This window comes from Flavobacterium ovatum, from assembly GCF_040703125.1.
In the GTDB taxonomy this organism is placed as follows: Bacteria; Bacteroidota; Bacteroidia; order Flavobacteriales; family Flavobacteriaceae; genus Flavobacterium; species Flavobacterium ovatum.
Map to the genome: position 1 here is coordinate 2,100,262 of NZ_CP160035.1, position 18,450 is coordinate 2,118,711.

Sequence of the window (18,450 nt, forward strand, 5' to 3'; positions counted from 1 at the left end):
TTGCGGGTGCAAATATAAGGACTTTATTTAGAGTTTTCCAAGAAAAAATGTTTTAAATTTGTCTTTTTTTTAATGTTTTTTTTAAATACTTAATTTGCAACGTTTTAAATTATGAGTAAGATTATACTATTGGGTTATATGGGTTCTGGAAAGTCAACAATTGCCAAATCATTGTCCAAAATTAAGCAACTTCCTTTTGTAGATTTAGATAATTATATAGAAGAAAAAGCAAAAATGACTATAAAAAATATTTTTGAGACCAAAGGTGAGATCTATTTTAGGAAATTAGAACACCAATGTTTCTTAGAATTACTAGATAACGACCAAGATTATATCATTGGTTTAGGGGGAGGGACTCCATGTTATGCTAATAATCATGAATTGTTAATAGGAGAGGGGAGAATCTCTATTTATCTAAAAGCATCAATCGATACCTTATTTAATAGATTGGTGTTAGAAAAGTCTCAAAGACCTTTAATCGCTGATAAAACAGACGAGGAGATGAAGGAGTTTATAGCAATACATCTTTTTGAACGTAGTTATTTTTACAACCAAGCCCAATATACTGTGTCAGTTGATCAATCTGTTGATCTAATAGTAGCCGATATAATCAAGGTTTTAAACGCTTAGAGTGTTTTAAATAAAATGTAGCAGGTAATACGTATTTAAATAAAATTAGGACTTATAACGAAATTCGTGGAATTAGTTTTTAGGTTAAAAATTCGTGACAATTTAGGATAATTAGTGTTTCCTTTTTTTGGTAGGATTATAAAAACAAAGGCTCAAAGTCACTAAGTGTAAATAAAACTAAGTGACTTTGAGCCTTTGTGGCTATAAAAAGTAAAACAGGTATTAATTCAAATAAGCGTGGCTGTCTTTTTCATCAAAAACAACATGAACATGCTCTAATAGTGAAGTAGAAAGGGAGATTCCTTTAAAATCTGCTTTTACGGGGTATTTTTTGTGGTTTCTATCTACAAGTACCGCAGTTTTGAATTTCGACAAAGGAACATCTAGAAAGTGCCTTACCGCATAAATCAAAGTAGTTCCCGAGTTTAGGACGTCATCTACTAATATTAACCCTTTGTTGCTATATTCTTCTTTGGTTAATGAAGTATGTACAGCTGACTCTGGTTTTTGTTTGTCAATTTGAACCTCGCAAAGGCTTATCTTTAAATTAGAAATTGCTTGGAGTTCTTGAGCAATTTTCTCGGCAAAAACGAAACCATTTGGCGCAATTCCAGCCAAAACTACCTCTTCGTTATCTACAAAAGTTTCGTAGATTTGGTAAGCAATACGTTTAATTTTATGATTAATCTCTTGATGGGTAAGGATAATATTTTTGCTCATTTTTTGTTGAGTTATAAAGTTTAAATTTTGTGATACGTAGTGTTTTGAACTACGACACTTCGTCTTCTTCGGGAATATCATTGCCAAATTCGTCTATATCTCTACGGTCTTTTTTGGTCGGTCTTCCGGTTCCAGTTTTTCTGTAATGTTCTTTTGAAAGTTTTAAAAGTTCCAGATGTTGATAGACTTCTGGTGCTGTATCATTACGTCTGTAAATATCCACTAGTTTAGCACCCACACGACTTTCCGGGATATCCAGAACTGTGATAACTTGTATGATTTGGTCTTTTCTAAAGGTAATTTTATCTGTCGGAAATACTTCTTTAGAGGGCTTGGCAACCTGACCATTTACAGTGACGTGATTCTTTTTGCAAGCTTCCGTCACCATGTTTCGAGTCTTGTAATACCGTACACACCATAAATATTTGTCAATTCGCATAATAATTGTAAAATCAAAGTTAAATAGTTTACAAAAATAAATCAATATTGTATCTTGCGCACTTAAAAAATCAGTTATAATGAACAAATTTAAGTTTTATTTTATTTTATCAATTACAACAGTACTATTATTTTCCTGTTCAAAAAATTCAGATACTATAGAGGCAGTTCCATTGCGAGATTTTCAAGAACAATTTACGGCTGAAAATGTGATGATTGAAAGCTACTTAAAAACACATTATATTACCATTACAAATGCTCTTGGAGACCAAACCGATCAAGATGTTGTCTTTACGAAAATTGACAACAATCAACCATCTGTTTACTCTTATTTAACAAGCACATCTGGTCCTAAATTATACACAAGAGAGGTGCAACTGCACGGAATTACCTATTCTGTATATTATTTAGTACTAAGACAAGGTACAGGAGAATCTCCTTCTAATGCTGATAATATATTAGCGGCATACAAAGGGTATTATTTAAATCAATCTGACTCTAATGATTTAACAACATTAACGGCTACTTTCTTTGAAGAATCTAAATTTCCACAGTCCATGTTTAGTTTGTATAGTGATGTAATTAGAGGTTGGGGCGAAATTTTCCCTAAGTTTAAAACAGGAACTCTTCCAAGCGAAGGTACCAATGGTCAAGTTGTTTATAATGGTTTTGGGGCAGGCGTAATGTTTCTTCCTTCAGGATTGGGGTATTATAGTTCAGGAAGTAATTCTATTCCATCTTATGCTCCACTAGTGTTTAGTTTTAAATTATATGCCTTACAAAGGTTGGATCAAGATGGCGATGGTGTTCTATCTTATCTAGAAGATTTAAACAATGACGGATATGCTTATAGTTATTTAAATACAACAACCTACCCTGTAGTGCCTACAAATTATGACGATACTGATGGTGATGGCATTCCTAACTTTTTAGATGTTGATGATGATGGAGATGGCTATACTACTAAATTAGAAATTACTAAGGGAACTGATTATTTAGATAAAAATAAGCATCCTTAAATAATATAACACCACACACAAAATATAGATCCCGTTTCTTTTGAAGCGGGATTTTTTAATTAGGACGTGCCACCATCCAAAAAAAAGGGCCAATTCAGTTTACGCTTATGAGCCCTTTTCTCTGGCCGCTGTCGTGCTATCCGCGCTACTTTGGTAGCTAGCTACTATCACTCACGTAAAAATTTGTAAGTAACAAGTAGAAGTTTTTATATGAGGATAAGTCACTGGAGATAAGTTGTCTAAATAATGCCTGAAAACAAATTGCTGCAATTTATGTGATTTTCAGTTTGAGCCTATCGAAAACCTCGTTAGATAGATTTTTTAATGAAAATTAGTTGTGGAAATAACAAACAAAATTAGTTGCAACCAATAAAAAAGCCGCTTCTTTTATAAAAAAGAGCGGCTTAGTAGGTATTCAAAAAAGCTATTATTTTCTTGCAATCACTTTTTCAGCAGCAGCAAAAATCGCTTGATTATTCAATTTGTATTTTTCCATTAATTGCTCAGGAGTTCCAGACTCACCAAAGCTATCTTGTACAGCAACAAACTCTTGTGGAGTAGGATTGTTCAATGCTAAAACTCTAGCAACGCTTTCTCCAAGACCTCCAAGGATGTTGTGCTCTTCAGCAGTAACAATACATCCAGTTTTAGCAACCGATTTCAAAATTGCTTCATCATCTAATGGTTTTATTGTGTGAATGTTGATTACTTCAGCAGAAATACCTTTAGCTTCTAGTGCCTCAGCAGCAATCAATGCTTCCCAAACTAAGTGTCCAGTAGCGACAATAGTTACATCAGTTCCTTCGCTTAATAAGATTGCTTTTCCTATTACGAATTCTTCGTCAGCAGGTGTAAAGTTAGCTACAACAGGACGACCAAAACGCAAATAAGCAGGTCCTTGAAGTTTAGCTAGTGCAATAGTAGCAGCTTTTGTTTGGTTGTAGTCACAAGTATTGATAACTGTCATACCTGGTAACATTTTCATCAAACCAATATCTTCAAGGATTTGGTGTGTTGCACCATCTTCTCCTAAAGTCAATCCCGCGTGTGACGCACAGATTTTTACATTTTTTTCTGAGTAAGCTACTGATTGACGAATTTGGTCATAAACTCTTCCTGTAGAAAAGTTAGCAAAAGTTCCAGTAAAAGGAATTTTACCACCAATAGTTAATCCAGCTGCAATTCCAATCATATTTGCTTCAGCAATTCCGATTTGGAAAAAACGCTCTGGGTGATTTTTTTTGAATTCGTCAAATTTTAATGAACCAATTAAATCAGCACAAAGTGCTACTACATTTTCATTTGTTTGACCTAATTCAGTCATTCCCGCTCCAAAACCTGAACGAGTATCTTTACTTCCTGTATTTGTATATTTTTTCATTTTATGCTGAATTTATTTCAGTATCTTTTTACTTATTAGTAATCACCTAAAGTTTCTGGATTTTGAGCCAAAGCATTTTCTAATTGTGCATCATTAGGTGCTTTACCATGCCAAGCATGACTATACATCATATAATCTACTCCGTTACCCATTTCAGTATAAAGCAATACACAAACTGGTTTTCCTTTTCCTGTTCTTGATTTAGCATCATTCATTCCAGCTATAATGGCGTCTAGGTTGTTTCCTTCTTTAATTTCAAGAACATCCCAATCAAAAGCTTCAAATTTTGCACGTATGCTTCCCATTGGCAATACATCGTCAGTTGCACCGTCAATTTGTTTTCCGTTTAAATCGACTGTTGCAATTAAGTTATCAATTTTTTTAGCAGATGCATACATAATAGCTTCCCAGTTTTGACCTTCTTGCAATTCACCGTCTCCAGTTAAAGCATAAACTATATGGTTGTCATTGTTTAATTTTTTTGCTTGAGCCGCACCAATTGAAACTGATAAACCTTGTCCTAATGATCCAGCAGCTACACGTACACCAGGTAAATGGTCGTGCGTTGTAGGGTGTCCTTGTAGTCTTGAGTTGATTAAACGAAATGTAGCTAATTCAGAAACTGGAAAATATCCGCTTCTTGCTAATACGCTATAAAAAACGGGAGAAATATGCCCGTTTGAAAGAAAGAAAAGGTCTTCACCAATTCCGTCCATATCAAATCCTTCCTTACGTTCCATAAGGTTTTGGTAAAGTGCTACTAAAAATTCTGTACAGCCAAGAGAACCTCCTGGATGCCCGGAGTTTACAGCATGTACCATTCTAAGAATGTCTCTTCTTACTTGGATTGTTAAATCGCTTAATTGTTGTGTGTTAGGCTTCATTGTGTGTGTAAAAGTTAAACTGATTGCAAATGTAAATTTTATTTTGTGTTAAGACAAATGATTTGGGAAATTGTTTGGTTTTATATAAAAAGCATAAAAAGCCCTATAATAAGGACTTTTTATGAATTCTAAGTACTTTCTTTTGTACTTAACTAATTTTATTACCACTTTAATTCTGATGATGGAATTTCGTTTTTTATATCAGAAACTTAATTTAAATTAAGAATGAAAATGGTTGATTTACTTTTTTTAATAGTTGGGACTATATTTTGTTTTGAAGACTTGACCAGCCACCACCATTATAAATGGTAGAGAAATTGTTTGATTTTAGAATATTTTTGGCCGAAGCGCTACGCATTCCAGAAGCACAACACGTTATTATGGTTGCGTCTTTTTTTATTTTTGAAATATGATTAGGCAACTCATTCAAAGGAATGTTTTTCGAACCTTTTATATGCCCTTGTTTGTATTCAGATGGGCTTCGTACATCCAGTATTATAGCGCCTTCTTTTACTAATGATGCAAAATCTACTTTTGGTCCAATACCAAATATCTTTTTTAATGTGTTAATCATTTTTTTAATTTTGAGATTGATAATAATTCACGTCTAACCAAGAACCACCGTTATGACATTCTATTCCTTGTTGAGAGAGGAAGTGTTGTGCTTGTCCGCTTCTGTTTCCAGAGGCACAACAAAGTACTAAAGGCATTTTTAGAATCTTAATTTCTTCTATTCTCTCTGGTATTTCGTTTAAGGCAATATTAATAGAACCAGATACATGACCTCCACTAAATTCAGCGAAGGAACGAACATCGATTATAGTTCCTTGGTTTTCTTTTATGATTTTTTCTAAGTCCATTTTGGTTTATGTTTTTTAGTAACTGTTGTGTTTGTTTCTTGATGTAAAAGTAGTTCGAGATAAAGGCAACCACAGTAACTTTTGTTACATAAATAAAAAAAAGACAAAAAAAAGCCTGAATAAACAGGCTTTGTGTTAATTTATCAAATATGAAATTACAAGAAAGCAGTAGTTATAGCATTTGCGTAATAAGCCTTTCTGTTAATTGTATTCATTGCAATTCTGGATAATACTTTATCTGCTTTTTTGTCTTCATTAAGGGTTTTTTTTAGTAAACCTGCTGCGTTTTTTTCCCCCAGTGTATTCGCAAAGGCACATAAAGTTCCATAAGTGGCAATTTCATAATGTTTCATCTTTTGTTCAGATGAAATAATCCCTGCATCTCGTACAGTACCAATGTCGGTTGTTTTTAATAATTCGTTTGTTTCTTTTACGATTCCACTCATGGCTTTACATTTATGGGTAGTAGGTCTAATACCTGTAGATTTGAAAATTTCTTCCAATCGAATAAGATGTTTTTTGTTTTCCGCTAAGTGGTTTCTTATCGCTTCGACTAACTCGGTATTTGATGCGTTTTTTATCATCTTAGTTAGGGTTTTGCCTAATGCTTTTTCTGCGTGATAAATGTCTTTTAATCCGGATTCAAATAAATCTCGTAATCCATGTGCAGAATCGTGTACGGTTAAATTTTCCATGATATTTATTTTAAATTAATATTTAAAATCCAATCAAGATGGAAAAATTCCATTTTATGGATTTAACGCATTTTTATTATTGACATACTTAAGCCTTTTTTTAGGTTGTTACAAAGTTAATGATTTTATGTGTTTAATTTTTAGTAACTTAGGGCTAATAAGTGTTAATTAACTAAAAATAATTAAGAGGTTTCTTTATCAAAACCTCTTTAGAGTTTGCAATGAAATTATTCTTTTTGATAGGTACTCAAAAAACAGTCATTACATTCTTCGTTTAGGAATAATTGATTGTTTTTTATTTCAAAAGAAGATTTAGAATCATTTTCATAAATGATCATCGGCTTTTCTCCTCCAAAGATAGAAGGTTCTATTTGGATAGTATACGTTTGCTCGGATTCTAATTTTCCATCTACATATTTACCAATAGTTGTTTTAGTAATCTCAAGTTGAATTGTGTTTCCTGTTGATTGGGGAGTTAGCGGCATGCCTGCAATCCCTCCCGTTGATTCAATCCAATTCCATTTACCAAAAACAGCCTGGTATTGGGGTACGTTTCTGTCTGTGGAGCAACTTCCAATCAAAAATCCAGTTACAACTAGTAATAGTATCTTTTTCATTACTCGATAATTAAAGTAGTTATTATAAAGTTAGCAAAAAAAGGCAAGAAATACTATTCTATTATTCTGATAGTAAGTTGTCTAAGTTTTTCATGTCCTCAAATACAGGAATATTAATTTTAGAAAACTCATTTTTGTTATGTGAATTTAGATAACCAAAAACAGCAAAACCTCCTGCCAAGGCAGCTTGTACTCCTGCGGGGCTATCTTCTATAACAACACATTCTTCTATAGCATAGCCCATGGTTTTGGCAGCGTGGAGATAGAGTTCTGGGTTTGGTTTCCAACTGTTGATGTCATAAGCACTGAATATTTTATCTTCAAACTTATCGATCAGTTTAACGGTTGTCAAATTCAATTTTATCTTATCTCTAGGGCCATTGGAAGCTACGCAAAAATCAATTTCAATTTTGTCTAATAATTCATGAATGCCAGGAATGGGTTGCAATTGTGTTTTGAAAGCATGAAAAGTACGTTCTCTGAATTCAGCTTCAAAATTATCAGGTAATTTTTCTGCGCTTTGATCTTGTATGTATTGAAAGCAAAATGCTAACGATTTTCCTAAAAAGTGATTCATGACAAAGGCTTCAGTAAGAATTACACCAACTGTTTTTGCCATTTCAATTAAGGTTAGGTTTGAGATGCTCTCGCTATCTACGATGACTCCATCACAATCGAAGATGATGCATTTGTATTTCATTTTTATAAAATTTATTCTTTTATGATTTTGAATGTATAAGGCAGTTCGTTATTAAAGATTTTGAGGATATAAAATCCAGAGACTAATTTGCTTGTGTTGATGGTGCCATCAACACTGTGACCATGTAAAACGGATATTGATTGAAAATCAAAAAACTCATAATCAAATGTCTTGTAGGGGTATTCCGTTATCGATATAAGATCTTTTATAGGATTAGGATACACATAAGGTGTTTTTGTTTTAGAAGATTGGACCGCTAGCCCATTGCAAGCGCTCTTCATTAAATCTTCTAAATCATCTTCGTCAAAAACTTTGGTGTAATTTAATTCTTTTGCTTTTTGAAAAAGTTGACACGCCTCATTATACTTTTTTTGGTCTAGGTAAATAATGCCCAAGTTTTTCATGGCATACGAGTTGTTTTTTGCCTTAGAAAGAACCTCTTTTAAATCGGTTATTCCTTTCTCAGTTTCTCCTAATTTATGGTATGCAAGACCTCTTATTGTTTTTAAATTGCAACCTTCGTCATAATTCCCAGAGTTTCTACTGATGAGTCCTGCTTCTTTTTCTAGAGCCAAATTAGCAAAATGCAATGCTTTATCGTACTGTTCCATTTTTTGGTACAAACTGGCCATTCCCCATTGTGCATGCGTATGACCGGGTCTTTCGGTTACGATTCGAGTTAAATATGTTTCTGCCAGTTTATACGATTTGTCCCGTACCAAATAATTAGTAAAGTTATATAAAACACGATAATCTTCTGGTGATGTTTGGATTGCTTTTACGTAATAATGTAGCGCATTTTCTTCCATTTCAAAAGTGGAATATAACTCGGCTAACGCATCATATATAACAGTCTTAGCTTTGATTATAGTTGCTTTGCTTGTTTCGGTTGTTGGTTTTTTATTACTGTATTCATATTGATCAAGATAAGCTTCGGCTTGCTTGTAATCCTTAATCGATAAAGTATTATTGTGTAGTTTTTTGTGTAAATGCGCTCTAGCGTAAAGGTCGTTAAAGTTGGTAACCTTATAATTTGATTTTTGGTTTAAGAGGTTGAGTTTTTCTAAAGCAGCTTTAGAAACTTCTTCTTGACTTGTATTTGCCAAAGGTAGTTTGAAATCGTTTCTGATTAGAAGTTTTCCATGTTCAAACGTCCAACTTACCATTTTTTCGCCGTCAAAATTAAATTGCGTAGCAGTACCGTGAAGCTGCCCCGAAGTATCATAATAAAAAACTTCATTTTTCTTTCCGTTCGAATAAAAAGACTGAAGACTGTCTATTAAATGATCATTTCCATACCATTTTTGATAAGAAACAATACTATCTCTAAAATAGTTTATAACTGTTTTATTTGCACTGTTTTTACTCGTTTTTTCTGTCTTAGTACTTTGTTGTGCTCCCATAATTATTGGGAAAAGTAAGAGTATGAAGTGATTTTTTATTTTCATCGTTAGCTATAATTAATAAAAAATAGGGTTGTGAGTTTTGGTTTTTTTACAAATGGAAAAGTAATACTTTTTATCCAAAAAATCATACACAATTATTTCGATTCTGTTTTTGTTAAGAACTGCATGAAAGCATAGAGCATCCTACTTTATTACGTGCCCAGTCAGGGCGTTTAGCAAACCATTTTTTACTTTCGGGTTGATCCATATAGGGATTTTTTAAAAGTTGAAACAATTCGTCAATCAAACTGTAATCTTCTTTGTCAGCTGCGTCAATGGCGAGTTGCGACATATAGTTTCGCAAAACATATTTTGGATTTACTAAATTCATTTTTTGAGCACGTTCCACATTGGTTTCTTTTTCGAATGCTAATCGAGTACTGTATCTATGGAACCAGTTGTTCCAAGTTTGAATGATTTCTGGAAGTTGTTCCAATGATTCATAAAATGCGTCTTGGATAATCAAGGAACCATTGTCTGGATTTTCTTTTTCAAACTGACTCAGATTTCTGAAAAAGATAGTCATATCAGTTTCTGTCAAATGTAGGTTTTCTTCTAGTTCTTGTATTAGTGTTGCATCGTCTTCGATTTCGGTAAACAACCCGATTTTAGAACGCATCATATCAAGATACTTTTCGTCATATTGCGTTCTATAATTTTCTAATATAGCTTCCAATCCTGCAGCCTCTTCGATCAATGGATACAAAGCGTTGGCAAGTTGGTATAAATTCCACAATACCATTTCGGGTTGTTTGCCGTAACGGTAGCGTTTATTTTGTGCGTCAGTTGTATTGGGTGTCCAGCCATAATCATAGCCTTCCAGCCAACCGTAAGGACCATAATCGATCGTTAATCCTAGTATCGACATATTATCGGTATTCATAACGCCGTGTACAAAACCGACACGCTGCCAATGCAAAACCATGTCGAGACTTCTACTGGAAACTTCTTGAAAGAACTGTAAATAAGTTTCTTTGGAAGGAGATCCTAAGTTGGTATAAAAATGTTTAATGGTGTAATCGACTAATGTCTTTAACGATTCATGATCTTGGCGAGAAGCGAAAATTTGATAATTTCCAAAACGCAAAAAACTAGGGGCAACGCGGCTTACAATTGCACCTTTTTCATAAGCAGGATTTCCGTTGTACAATACGTCACGCAAAACTTGATCACCAGATAATGATAATGATAATGCTCTAGTTGTAGGAACTCCTAAATGAAACATGGCCTCACTACATAAATATTCTCGTACTGAAGATCTTAAAACAGCCAATCCGTCTGCGGTTCTAGAATAAGGTGTTTTTCCAGCGCCTTTGAGTTGAATTGCCCAACGTTGGTTGTTATGAACGACTTCGGTTAAGTTGATGGCGCGGCCATCGCCGAGTTGCCCTGCCCAATTACCAAATTGGTGACCGCCGTAACACATAGCATAGGGATGCGTATTGGGTATAATTTCGTTTCCTGTAACTATGTTTTTGAAAAATTCTGTTTGAGTGTCTTCAATTGAAATTCCTAGATTCTCTGCCATTTCGGGAGAAACATGAAGTACTTTTGGGTTTGCTGTTTTGGTGGGAGTAACGAAAGAAAAACAAGCCTTTTCTACCTGTCTGATGCTGTTGGTTGCAATAGGATCAGCGGGTAGTTCTTTGTTGAAAGTATCTTGAATGTTGAGTTTCATGGCTTGTTTTGTTTTATACAAAGATACAAATACTAATGTTGTGCTGACTAGGAACTATTTTGAAAAAAAGCTTAACTATTAAGAAATTAAGATACATTAAGTCTTAATTTCTTAATAGAAAAAAAATATTATAGATGTATTCTGGTGGTTTTGCATGAGGGATAGCAATGAAAAGCCCGCAAACAAGTGTAGCGATAGCGGAACTTGTTGAGGACTTGTAATGTATAGCCCGACGCTGGTGGAACGGAGTGGAAGCAGGGTCATGCCCAAATGATTTTGAAAAGGCTATTTTTTTATGAAAGACTTTAGGTTTTTAATATGGAGATTTTTTCTAAATTAAACTATCTTTGCCCGCCGAACAATCGGTACAAAACAGTTAGTATGAAGTTTGATTTATTAAAGAAAGATCCGCAGTCTCAGGCTAGAGCAGGAAGTATTACCACTGATCATGGTGTGATTGAAACCCCAATTTTTATGCCCGTTGGTACGGTTGCTTCTGTCAAAGGAGTGCACCAGAGGGAATTAAGGGAAGATATTAATCCAGATATTATTTTGGGAAATACCTATCATTTGTACTTGCGTCCAAAGACAGAAATTCTTGAAAAAGCGGGTGGATTGCATAAATTCATGAACTGGGAGCGTCCTATTTTGACAGATTCTGGTGGGTATCAAGTGTATTCGCTTTCTTCAAACCGAAAAATTAAGGAAGAAGGAGTGAAGTTTAAATCACATATTGATGGTTCATACCATGTTTTTACACCGGAGAATGTAATGGAAATTCAGCGTACGATTGGAGCTGATATTATCATGGCTTTTGACGAATGTACGCCTTATCCTTGTGATTATCATTATGCACGTCGCTCGATGAATATGACCCACCGTTGGTTGGATCGTTGTATTACTCATTTGGATAAATTACCAATGAAATACGGCTATAATCAACATTTTTTCCCGATTATTCAAGGTAGTGTTTATAAAGATTTAAGAGAGAAATCGGCAGAATATATTGCGAATACCAATCAAGTTGGGAATGCGATTGGTGGATTGTCTGTTGGAGAACCAGCGGAGGAAATGTATGCGATGACGGAAGTGGTTACAGCTATTTTGCCCGAGGATAAGCCTCGTTATTTGATGGGTGTTGGAACTCCAATTAATATTTTGGAAAATATTGCACTCGGAATTGATATGTTTGACTGCGTGATGCCGACTCGAAACGCTAGAAACGGAATGTTGTTTACGGCTAACGGAACCATCAATATCAAAAATAAAAAGTGGGAAGATGACTTTTCGGTAATTGACGAAATGGCTCTTACTTATGTAGATACGGAATATTCTAAAGCCTATTTGCGCCATCTTTTTGCTGCCAATGAGTATCTAGGAAAGCAAATTGCTACGATTCACAACCTTGGTTTTTATATGTGGTTGGTTCGTGAGGCTAGAAAACACATCATTGCAGGTGACTTTAGAACTTGGAAGGATATGATGGTTAAGAATATGAGTCAGCGATTGTAAAAAAAGTGTTTAAAAGTTTAATCGGTTATTCGGTTAAGCAATTAAGCAATTAACCGATTAAACTTAACGATGCTAACAATACTAGATAAGTACATTTTAAAAAGATATTTGGCCACTTTTGTGACTATGTTGGCGATGTTTGTTCCCATTGGAATCATTGTCGATGTGTCGGAGAAGATCAATTACATGATTGAGAACGATGTTCCTTTTCTCAAAATTGCTGTTTATTACTATCATTTTACGATCTATTTTGCTAACGCATTGTTTCCTATATTTTTATTTTTATCGATTATTTGGTTTACTTCTAAGTTGGCGAATAATACGGAGATTATTGCAATATTGAGTTCCGGAATATCTTTTACTAGATTTTTAAGACCTTATATTATCGGAGCTTCTTTAGTGTCCGTTTTTGTATTGATTATGGGCTTTTTTGTGGTTCCAGTCTCTAGTGAAGGCTTCAATAATTTTAGATATACTTATTTAAGAAGAGGAGGGCAAGAAGCAATGCGTGGGAATAATACCGATGTGTACCGCCAGATAAATGATCATGAGTTTTTGTATGTTAATAGTTTTAATTCTTATTCAAAAACAGCCTTTAATTTTGCTTTAGAAAAATTTGATAAAGAAAAATTAGTTTCAAAAATTACTGCCAGCAGAATTCAATGGAATCCCGCTGATAGTACTTATACAATGTATGATTACACCAAAAGAACGGTTGGAGAATTCGGGGATAAAATAGAAAAAGTTTCCGAAAAGAAAACCGTATTCAGTTTTGATTTAGAAGATTTAACTCCTGTAGTATATATTGCTGAGACCTTGACTCTGGACAAGCTAAATAGTTTTATTGACAAAGAAAAAGCAAGAGGTTCCTCAAATGTAAATGTTTATATGGTTGTTTTGTATAAAAAATATAGTGTTCCTATATCAGCATTTATATTGACAATTATAGCTGTTTCAGTTTCAGCAATGAAAAGAAGAGGAGGTATGGGAATGAACTTGACCATAGGGATTGCTATTGCCTTTGCTTTTGTGTTTTTTGACAAAGTTTTTGGTGTTATTGCCGAAAAAACTACTTTTTCGCCATTTATAGCGGTTTGGTTTCCAAATTTTGTTTTTGGAATCTTGGCATTATATTTATTACGTAATGCAAAGCGCTAATATAAAAAGTTATTTAATACTCCATTTAATCGTTTTTATTTGGGGGTTTACAGCAGTGTTAGGAGCGCTGATGACAATTGAAGCTAGTGTTATAGTTTGGTACAGAATGCTTTTGGCCTCAGGCTTTTTAGGGCTGTATATTTATTATAAAAAAATGACTTTTCGCATTCCATTTAACGTGTTTTTAAAGTTGACTTTTGTAGGCTTACTCATTGCACTCCATTGGATTTTATTCTTTCAGGCGATTCAGGTTTCAAATGTTTCTATTACACTTTCTATTTTTTCTCTTGGTGCTTTTTTTGCGTCTTTGATAGAACCACTCTTTTTTGGTCGAAAAATAATTGGGTATGAAGTGGTTTTTGGTTTAATAACAATTTTAGGATTAGGATTTATCATTAACGTTGAGGTTGATTATCTCGCTGGAATGATTTATGCTTTGATTTCGATAATCTTGGGAGTCTTATTTACCATTTTTAATGGGAAACTAATTCAAAATCATGATGCTGCTTTAATTACTTTTTATGAGTTTGTAGCGGGGTGTTTTTTTATCTCTATTTATTTTTTAGTTCAACAGAAGTTTACGACAGATTTTTTTGTTTTGACTCAAAATGATTGGGTATTGTTATTGCTATTATCTTCCATTTGTACAGCTTATGCTTTTGCGGCATCCGTAAAAGTAATGGAGAGACTAACTCCCTATACGGTCATGTTGACTACTAATTTGGAGCCTGTTTATGGAATTATATTGGCTTATTTTATTATTGGAGATAAGGAAAAAATGAGTTTTTCTTTTTATATAGGTGCGTTAACAATTCTGATGATGGTATTCTTAAATAGTATTTATAAACATAGGAAAACCAAAAAAGAGAGAAGTTTGAATTAGATTCTTTAGGGCTAAGTTATTTATAATACCTTTGTCCCGCTTATAAATTAATAGATATAAAATGCAACAACATTTGCGCTTAAATGAATACAAAGTCTTATTATACAGACTTATTCTTGCTTATTTTTTTTACTTCATTGCTCGAGTTCTGTTTTATTTTTATAATGCAGATTTACTAAGAGTAGAGTCGGTTTCAGATTTCGTGTCTCTTTGTTACTATGGGATGACCTTTGATACTACGGCTATTTTGTATGTGAATTTACTATTTATAGTTTTTTCGGTTTTACCAATTTTTAAAAACACAAATCAAGGATACCAAAAATTTCTTTTTTACCTCTATTTTTCGACCAATTTACTAGCATATGCCACTAATTTTGTGGATTTTATCTATTATAAATACACATTTGCAAGAACAACAAGTGTGGTTTGGGAAGTATTGAAACACGAGACTAATAAAAATACGTTACTCTTTAGTTTTATTTTTGATTATTGGCATGTGGTAGCATTATTTGTCTTATGTACCATTTCATGGATTTACTTGTATAAAAGAGTAAGTGTTAGAACCTTTAAACCACATAAATTACTACACTATTTTGGGTTCTCAACTGCTGGATTTTTATTGGTGATTTTATTAGTAATTGGCGGGATAAGAGGAGGCGATTTTAAAAAATCGACTCGTCCTATTAATCTTTTGGACGCCAGTCGACATGTGAAGAATATAGTGCATTCTGACCTAGTTCTAAATACACCATTTGCATTAATTCGTACTTTGTTTAGTAATGGGTTTGTAAAGCAACATTATGCAGGAGTAACTCCGGAATTGACTGAACAAGTTGTTCAGCCTGTCAAGGAGTACCATAATAATCCAAAAACAAAGCCTAATGTAGTACTTTTTATTTTGGAGAGTTATGGGAGAGAATATATAGGAGCTTTTAACAAAGATGTTAATATACCTAATTATAAGAGTCATGCTCCTTTTTTGGATTCCTTGGCACAACATAGTTTAATTTTTAACAATGCTTACGCAAATGGACGTCAGTCTATTCACGGAATGTCGTCAGTTTTAGCGGGTATTCCAGCTTTTAAAGACGCTTTTACTTCATCGCCTTATCCTAAACAGAAAATAGAATCTATTGTCTCTACACTTGAAGGAGAAGGATATGATACTTCCTTTTTTCATGGTGCGGCCAATGGTTCGATGGGGTTTTTAGGCTTTAGTAATATCTTAGGAATCGATCATTACTATGGACGAACGGAATACAATGATGATTCGGAATTTGATGGTTTTTGGGGAATTTGGGACGAACCCTTTTTGCAGTTTATGAAAAAGACTTTGGATACCAAGAAAAAGCCGTTTTTTGCTACGGTTTTCACGGTTTCTTCACATGAACCTTATATTATTCCAGAAAAATATAATAACAAATTTAAAGAAGGTGATGTGCCTATTCATAAATGTGCTGAATATACAGATTATGCTTTGAAACGATTTTTTGATGAAGCGAAGAAAGAAGCTTGGTTTTCAAATACCATATTTGTACTAGTTGCGGATCATTGTAATCAAATTTTTTATGATGAATTCAGTAAGCCAATTAACCGATTTGCAGTACCTATTATGATTTACCAGCCCAATAGTAAATATGTGGGTGTCGATACTGATTTGGCTCAGCAAATTGATATTTACCCAACAATATTAGATATGATAGGTTACGAAAAACCATTTAGAAGTTGGGGTAGAAGTTTATTAGATAAAAAATCAAGTACTCCATTTGTAATAAATTCAACGGGAACAATTTATCAGTTCATTAGAGGTAATTATATTTGTACCTTTGATGGACAAAAAGTATTGGGTTTTTATGATAAAAATGATTTAGCACTTAAAAATAATTTAATAAAATCCAGAAATCCAGAAATGAATGCCATCGAACTCAATTGCAAAGCATTTATTCAAGATTATATGAACAGAGTGGTTGATAAAAATTTAGATACTAAAAGATAAGAATCTTTAAATATGACGAAAAATAGAAAGGTAATTGGGTTTTCAGTTTTAGCAATCATTTTGATTTTTGCTGCGAAATATGGTTATGATATGAATATCAATCATAATTTTGAAACTATAACAGATGGAAAGGTTTATAAATCAGGAGTGATTCCACCAGATGAGATAGAAAGCTACGTAAAAAAATACCATATTAAATCAATAGTAGATTTGCGTTTTCCTGGTACAGCTGATTTAGTAAATAATCCAGAAATTCCAGTTGAGTTAACCGCTGAACAGGAAGCAGTGGCAAAGTTAGAGGGAGTTAATTATTTTAATAATGGTTCTGATCAAGTTCCTGATCAAAAAAATTTAGATGTTTTTTTTAAAATAATGGACAACAAGGATAATTATCCCGTATTGATTCATTGTTACCATGGGACAGGAAGAGCTGAAATGTATTCCGCTATTTACCGAATAGAATATGAAAAATTCACAAATGAAAAAGCCCGTCAGGGAGTAAGGACTTTGGTGAAGTTTAGTTCATTTGATGATGGGAAACCCAAAGGTGAATATTTAAAAGCCTATAAGACTAGAGAACAATTAGCTAGAGAAGTGAGGAATTAATTTTTTAGTAACTTATTCATTTATTACTTTTTAAGTAGTTTTAAATTGTGATATTGAATAGTTATGAAAAAGATTATAATCTAGCTTTGTTTAAGTTTTTAAGAGTTAAACAAAAAATAAAACTATTAAACGATATAAAATTTTATATTTGCAGTCCAAATTAAATTTAAACGCACAAATCCTATGGAATATTTAGATTTTGAGCTTCCAATAAAAGAATTAGAAGAGCAGTTAGAGAAATGTCAAGTTATTGGGAAAGAGTCAGATGTTGATGTTACCAATACCTGTAAGCAGATTAATAAAAAGCTATTAGACACCAAGAAAGATATTTATAAAAATTTGACCGCTTGGCAAAGAGTACAATTGTCTAGGCATCCTAGTAGACCTTATACTTTAGATCATATTAGAGCAATTTGCGGAGACACTTTTTTAGAGCTTCATGGCGACAGAACTTTTAAAGATGATAAAGCCATGATTGGTGGTTTAGGTAAAATTGGTGGTCAATCTTTTATGATTGTTGGCCAACAAAAAGGATACAATACTAAAACACGTCAATACAGAAACTTTGGGATGGCAAATCCTGAAGGGTATAGAAAGGCATTGCGTTTGATGAAAATGGCCGAGAAGTTCAATATCCCTGTATTAACTTTAATTGATACTCCTGGAGCTTATCCTGGATTAGAAGCAGAAGAAAGAGGACAAGGAGAAGCTATTGCTAGAAATATTTTCGAAATGGTACGTTTAAAGGTACCTATCATAACGGTAATCGTTGGCGAAGGTGCTTCAGGTGGTGCTTTAGGAATTGGTGTTGGAGATAGAGTATATATGTTAGAAAACACCTGGTACTCTGTGATTTCTCCAGAGTCTTGTTCGTCAATTCTTTGGAAAAGCTGGGAATACAAAGAAAAAGCTGCTGATGCTTTGAAATTGACTTCTTCAGATATGAAAAGACAAAAATTAGTTGATGATATTATTCCTGAACCATTAGGAGGAGCTCATTATGATAGAGAAACAACTTTCAAAACAGTTGAAGAATATGTTTTAAAAGGTTTCAATGAATTAAAAGATTTATCAACAGAAGAGTTAATCGCTCAGAGAATGGATAAATACAGTAAAATGGGAGAATTTAAAGAGTAAAATCTTACTTTTACGTAATCAATCCGAAGCCTTTAAGTTTCGGATTTTTTTTGGTTATAAACAAAAAAACAGAAGTTGTAAACATTTATTT

The 18,450-nt window shown here is 33.4% G+C and carries 19 protein-coding genes; 8 read left to right on the plus strand and 11 right to left on the minus strand.

Going from position 1 to position 18,450, the window contains the following annotated elements:
* The first annotated feature begins 111 nt into the window (after nt 1-111).
* Nucleotides 112-630: a shikimate kinase gene (locus ABZP37_RS08970; protein WP_366187406.1), complete on the plus strand. Its 519-nt coding sequence runs from the start codon at nt 112-114 to the stop codon at nt 628-630.
* A gap of 222 nt (nt 631-852) precedes the next feature.
* Here ABZP37_RS08970 and ABZP37_RS08975 read toward each other — a convergent pair whose 3' ends face one another.
* Complete coding sequence (locus tag ABZP37_RS08975; RefSeq protein ID WP_366187408.1) at nt 853-1,350, minus strand: phosphoribosyltransferase family protein; 498 nt, start codon at nt 1,348-1,350, stop codon at nt 853-855.
* Between the two features lie 49 nt (nt 1,351-1,399).
* Nucleotides 1,400-1,789: an RNA-binding S4 domain-containing protein gene (locus ABZP37_RS08980; RefSeq protein WP_366187409.1), complete on the minus strand. Its 390-nt coding sequence runs from the start codon at nt 1,787-1,789 to the stop codon at nt 1,400-1,402.
* A 79-nt stretch (nt 1,790-1,868) separates the two neighbouring features.
* On the opposite strand from ABZP37_RS08980, the gene ABZP37_RS08985 reads away from it, so the two are divergent.
* A complete protein-coding gene (locus tag ABZP37_RS08985; protein WP_366187410.1) occupies nt 1,869-2,807 on the plus strand; it encodes an FKBP-type peptidylprolyl isomerase in 939 nt (312 codons plus the stop codon).
* Between the two features lie 427 nt (nt 2,808-3,234).
* Here ABZP37_RS08985 and ABZP37_RS08990 read toward each other — a convergent pair whose 3' ends face one another.
* The 9 genes from ABZP37_RS08990 to ABZP37_RS09030 form a co-directional block, all read right to left on the minus strand.
* Complete coding sequence (locus tag ABZP37_RS08990; protein ID WP_366187411.1) at nt 3,235-4,188, minus strand: transketolase C-terminal domain-containing protein; 954 nt, start codon at nt 4,186-4,188, stop codon at nt 3,235-3,237.
* Nucleotides 4,189-4,223: 35 nt separating this feature from the next.
* Entirely contained in the window at nt 4,224-5,072 is an 849-nt protein-coding gene (locus ABZP37_RS08995) for a transketolase (RefSeq protein WP_366187412.1), read from the minus strand.
* Nucleotides 5,073-5,334: 262 nt separating this feature from the next.
* Entirely contained in the window at nt 5,335-5,646 is a 312-nt protein-coding gene (locus ABZP37_RS09000; protein ID WP_366187414.1) for a rhodanese-like domain-containing protein, read from the minus strand.
* Nucleotides 5,647-5,650: 4 nt separating this feature from the next.
* Nucleotides 5,651-5,932 (minus strand): rhodanese-like domain-containing protein, encoded by a 282-nt coding sequence (locus ABZP37_RS09005; RefSeq protein WP_366187416.1) that lies wholly within the window; start codon nt 5,930-5,932, stop codon nt 5,651-5,653.
* 155 nt (nt 5,933-6,087) lie between these two features.
* Nucleotides 6,088-6,627 carry a ferritin-like domain-containing protein gene (locus ABZP37_RS09010; RefSeq protein WP_366187417.1) on the minus strand — a complete coding sequence of 180 codons (540 nt, stop codon included), beginning with the start codon at nt 6,625-6,627 and terminating at the stop codon, nt 6,088-6,090.
* 227 nt (nt 6,628-6,854) lie between these two features.
* Nucleotides 6,855-7,244, minus strand: coding sequence for a hypothetical protein (locus tag ABZP37_RS09015; RefSeq protein WP_366187418.1), 390 nt, complete (start codon nt 7,242-7,244; stop codon nt 6,855-6,857).
* Nucleotides 7,245-7,305: 61 nt separating this feature from the next.
* Nucleotides 7,306-7,944, minus strand: a complete 639-nt coding sequence (locus ABZP37_RS09020; protein ID WP_366187420.1) for an HAD family hydrolase — start codon at nt 7,942-7,944, stop codon at nt 7,306-7,308.
* An 11-nt stretch (nt 7,945-7,955) separates the two neighbouring features.
* A complete protein-coding gene (locus tag ABZP37_RS09025; RefSeq protein ID WP_366187422.1) occupies nt 7,956-9,392 on the minus strand; it encodes a tetratricopeptide repeat protein in 1,437 nt (478 codons plus the stop codon).
* 112 nt (nt 9,393-9,504) lie between these two features.
* A complete protein-coding gene (locus tag ABZP37_RS09030; RefSeq protein WP_366187424.1) occupies nt 9,505-11,067 on the minus strand; it encodes a protein adenylyltransferase SelO in 1,563 nt (520 codons plus the stop codon).
* 381 nt (nt 11,068-11,448) lie between these two features.
* On the opposite strand from ABZP37_RS09030, the gene tgt reads away from it, so the two are divergent.
* The 6 genes from tgt (at nt 11,449) to ABZP37_RS09060 (ending at nt 18,359) form a co-directional block, all read left to right on the plus strand.
* A complete protein-coding gene (tgt, locus tag ABZP37_RS09035; RefSeq protein ID WP_366187426.1) occupies nt 11,449-12,579 on the plus strand; it encodes a tRNA guanosine(34) transglycosylase Tgt in 1,131 nt (376 codons plus the stop codon).
* Between the two features lie 69 nt (nt 12,580-12,648).
* Nucleotides 12,649-13,737 carry an LptF/LptG family permease gene (locus tag ABZP37_RS09040; RefSeq protein WP_366187428.1) on the plus strand — a complete coding sequence of 363 codons (1,089 nt, stop codon included), beginning with the start codon at nt 12,649-12,651 and terminating at the stop codon, nt 13,735-13,737.
* On the plus strand, nt 13,724-14,620 hold the full coding sequence (locus ABZP37_RS09045) for a DMT family transporter (RefSeq protein WP_366187430.1): 897 nt from the start codon (nt 13,724-13,726) through the stop codon (nt 14,618-14,620). The genes ABZP37_RS09040 and ABZP37_RS09045 overlap by 14 nt, the downstream gene beginning before the upstream one ends.
* Before the next feature lie 61 nt (nt 14,621-14,681).
* On the plus strand, nt 14,682-16,616 hold the full coding sequence (locus tag ABZP37_RS09050) for a sulfatase-like hydrolase/transferase (protein WP_366187431.1): 1,935 nt from the start codon (nt 14,682-14,684) through the stop codon (nt 16,614-16,616).
* A 12-nt stretch (nt 16,617-16,628) separates the two neighbouring features.
* Nucleotides 16,629-17,222, plus strand: a complete 594-nt coding sequence (locus ABZP37_RS09055) for a dual specificity protein phosphatase family protein (RefSeq protein WP_366187433.1) — start codon at nt 16,629-16,631, stop codon at nt 17,220-17,222.
* A 183-nt stretch (nt 17,223-17,405) separates the two neighbouring features.
* Nucleotides 17,406-18,359, plus strand: a complete 954-nt coding sequence (locus tag ABZP37_RS09060; protein WP_366187435.1) for an acetyl-CoA carboxylase carboxyltransferase subunit alpha — start codon at nt 17,406-17,408, stop codon at nt 18,357-18,359.
* The last annotated feature ends 91 nt before the right edge of the window (nt 18,360-18,450 follow it).

What these genes read in the sequence shown, in the direction of transcription:
- ABZP37_RS08970 (WP_366187406.1), top strand. Translation starts at nt 112, where the DNA reads ATGAGTAAGATTATACTATTGGGTTATATGGGTTCTGGAAAGTCAACA.
- ABZP37_RS09015 (WP_366187418.1), bottom strand. Translation starts at nt 7,244, where the DNA reads ATGAAAAAGATACTATTACTAGTTGTAACTGGATTTTTGATTGGAAGT.
- ABZP37_RS08995 (WP_366187412.1), bottom strand. Translation starts at nt 5,072, where the DNA reads ATGAAGCCTAACACACAACAATTAAGCGATTTAACAATCCAAGTAAGA.
- ABZP37_RS09055 (WP_366187433.1), top strand. Translation starts at nt 16,629, where the DNA reads ATGACGAAAAATAGAAAGGTAATTGGGTTTTCAGTTTTAGCAATCATT.
- ABZP37_RS08985 (WP_366187410.1), top strand. Translation starts at nt 1,869, where the DNA reads ATGAACAAATTTAAGTTTTATTTTATTTTATCAATTACAACAGTACTA.
- ABZP37_RS09025 (WP_366187422.1), bottom strand. Translation starts at nt 9,392, where the DNA reads ATGAAAATAAAAAATCACTTCATACTCTTACTTTTCCCAATAATTATG.
- ABZP37_RS08980 (WP_366187409.1), bottom strand. Translation starts at nt 1,789, where the DNA reads ATGCGAATTGACAAATATTTATGGTGTGTACGGTATTACAAGACTCGA.
- ABZP37_RS09045 (WP_366187430.1), top strand. Translation starts at nt 13,724, where the DNA reads ATGCAAAGCGCTAATATAAAAAGTTATTTAATACTCCATTTAATCGTT.
- ABZP37_RS08975 (WP_366187408.1), bottom strand. Translation starts at nt 1,350, where the DNA reads ATGAGCAAAAATATTATCCTTACCCATCAAGAGATTAATCATAAAATT.
- ABZP37_RS09000 (WP_366187414.1), bottom strand. Translation starts at nt 5,646, where the DNA reads ATGATTAACACATTAAAAAAGATATTTGGTATTGGACCAAAAGTAGAT.
- ABZP37_RS09005 (WP_366187416.1), bottom strand. Translation starts at nt 5,932, where the DNA reads ATGGACTTAGAAAAAATCATAAAAGAAAACCAAGGAACTATAATCGAT.
- ABZP37_RS09060 (WP_366187435.1), top strand. Translation starts at nt 17,406, where the DNA reads ATGGAATATTTAGATTTTGAGCTTCCAATAAAAGAATTAGAAGAGCAG.
- tgt (WP_366187426.1), top strand. Translation starts at nt 11,449, where the DNA reads ATGAAGTTTGATTTATTAAAGAAAGATCCGCAGTCTCAGGCTAGAGCA.
- ABZP37_RS08990 (WP_366187411.1), bottom strand. Translation starts at nt 4,188, where the DNA reads ATGAAAAAATATACAAATACAGGAAGTAAAGATACTCGTTCAGGTTTT.
- ABZP37_RS09040 (WP_366187428.1), top strand. Translation starts at nt 12,649, where the DNA reads ATGCTAACAATACTAGATAAGTACATTTTAAAAAGATATTTGGCCACT.
- ABZP37_RS09030 (WP_366187424.1), bottom strand. Translation starts at nt 11,067, where the DNA reads ATGAAACTCAACATTCAAGATACTTTCAACAAAGAACTACCCGCTGAT.
- ABZP37_RS09050 (WP_366187431.1), top strand. Translation starts at nt 14,682, where the DNA reads ATGCAACAACATTTGCGCTTAAATGAATACAAAGTCTTATTATACAGA.
- ABZP37_RS09020 (WP_366187420.1), bottom strand. Translation starts at nt 7,944, where the DNA reads ATGAAATACAAATGCATCATCTTCGATTGTGATGGAGTCATCGTAGAT.
- ABZP37_RS09010 (WP_366187417.1), bottom strand. Translation starts at nt 6,627, where the DNA reads ATGGAAAATTTAACCGTACACGATTCTGCACATGGATTACGAGATTTA.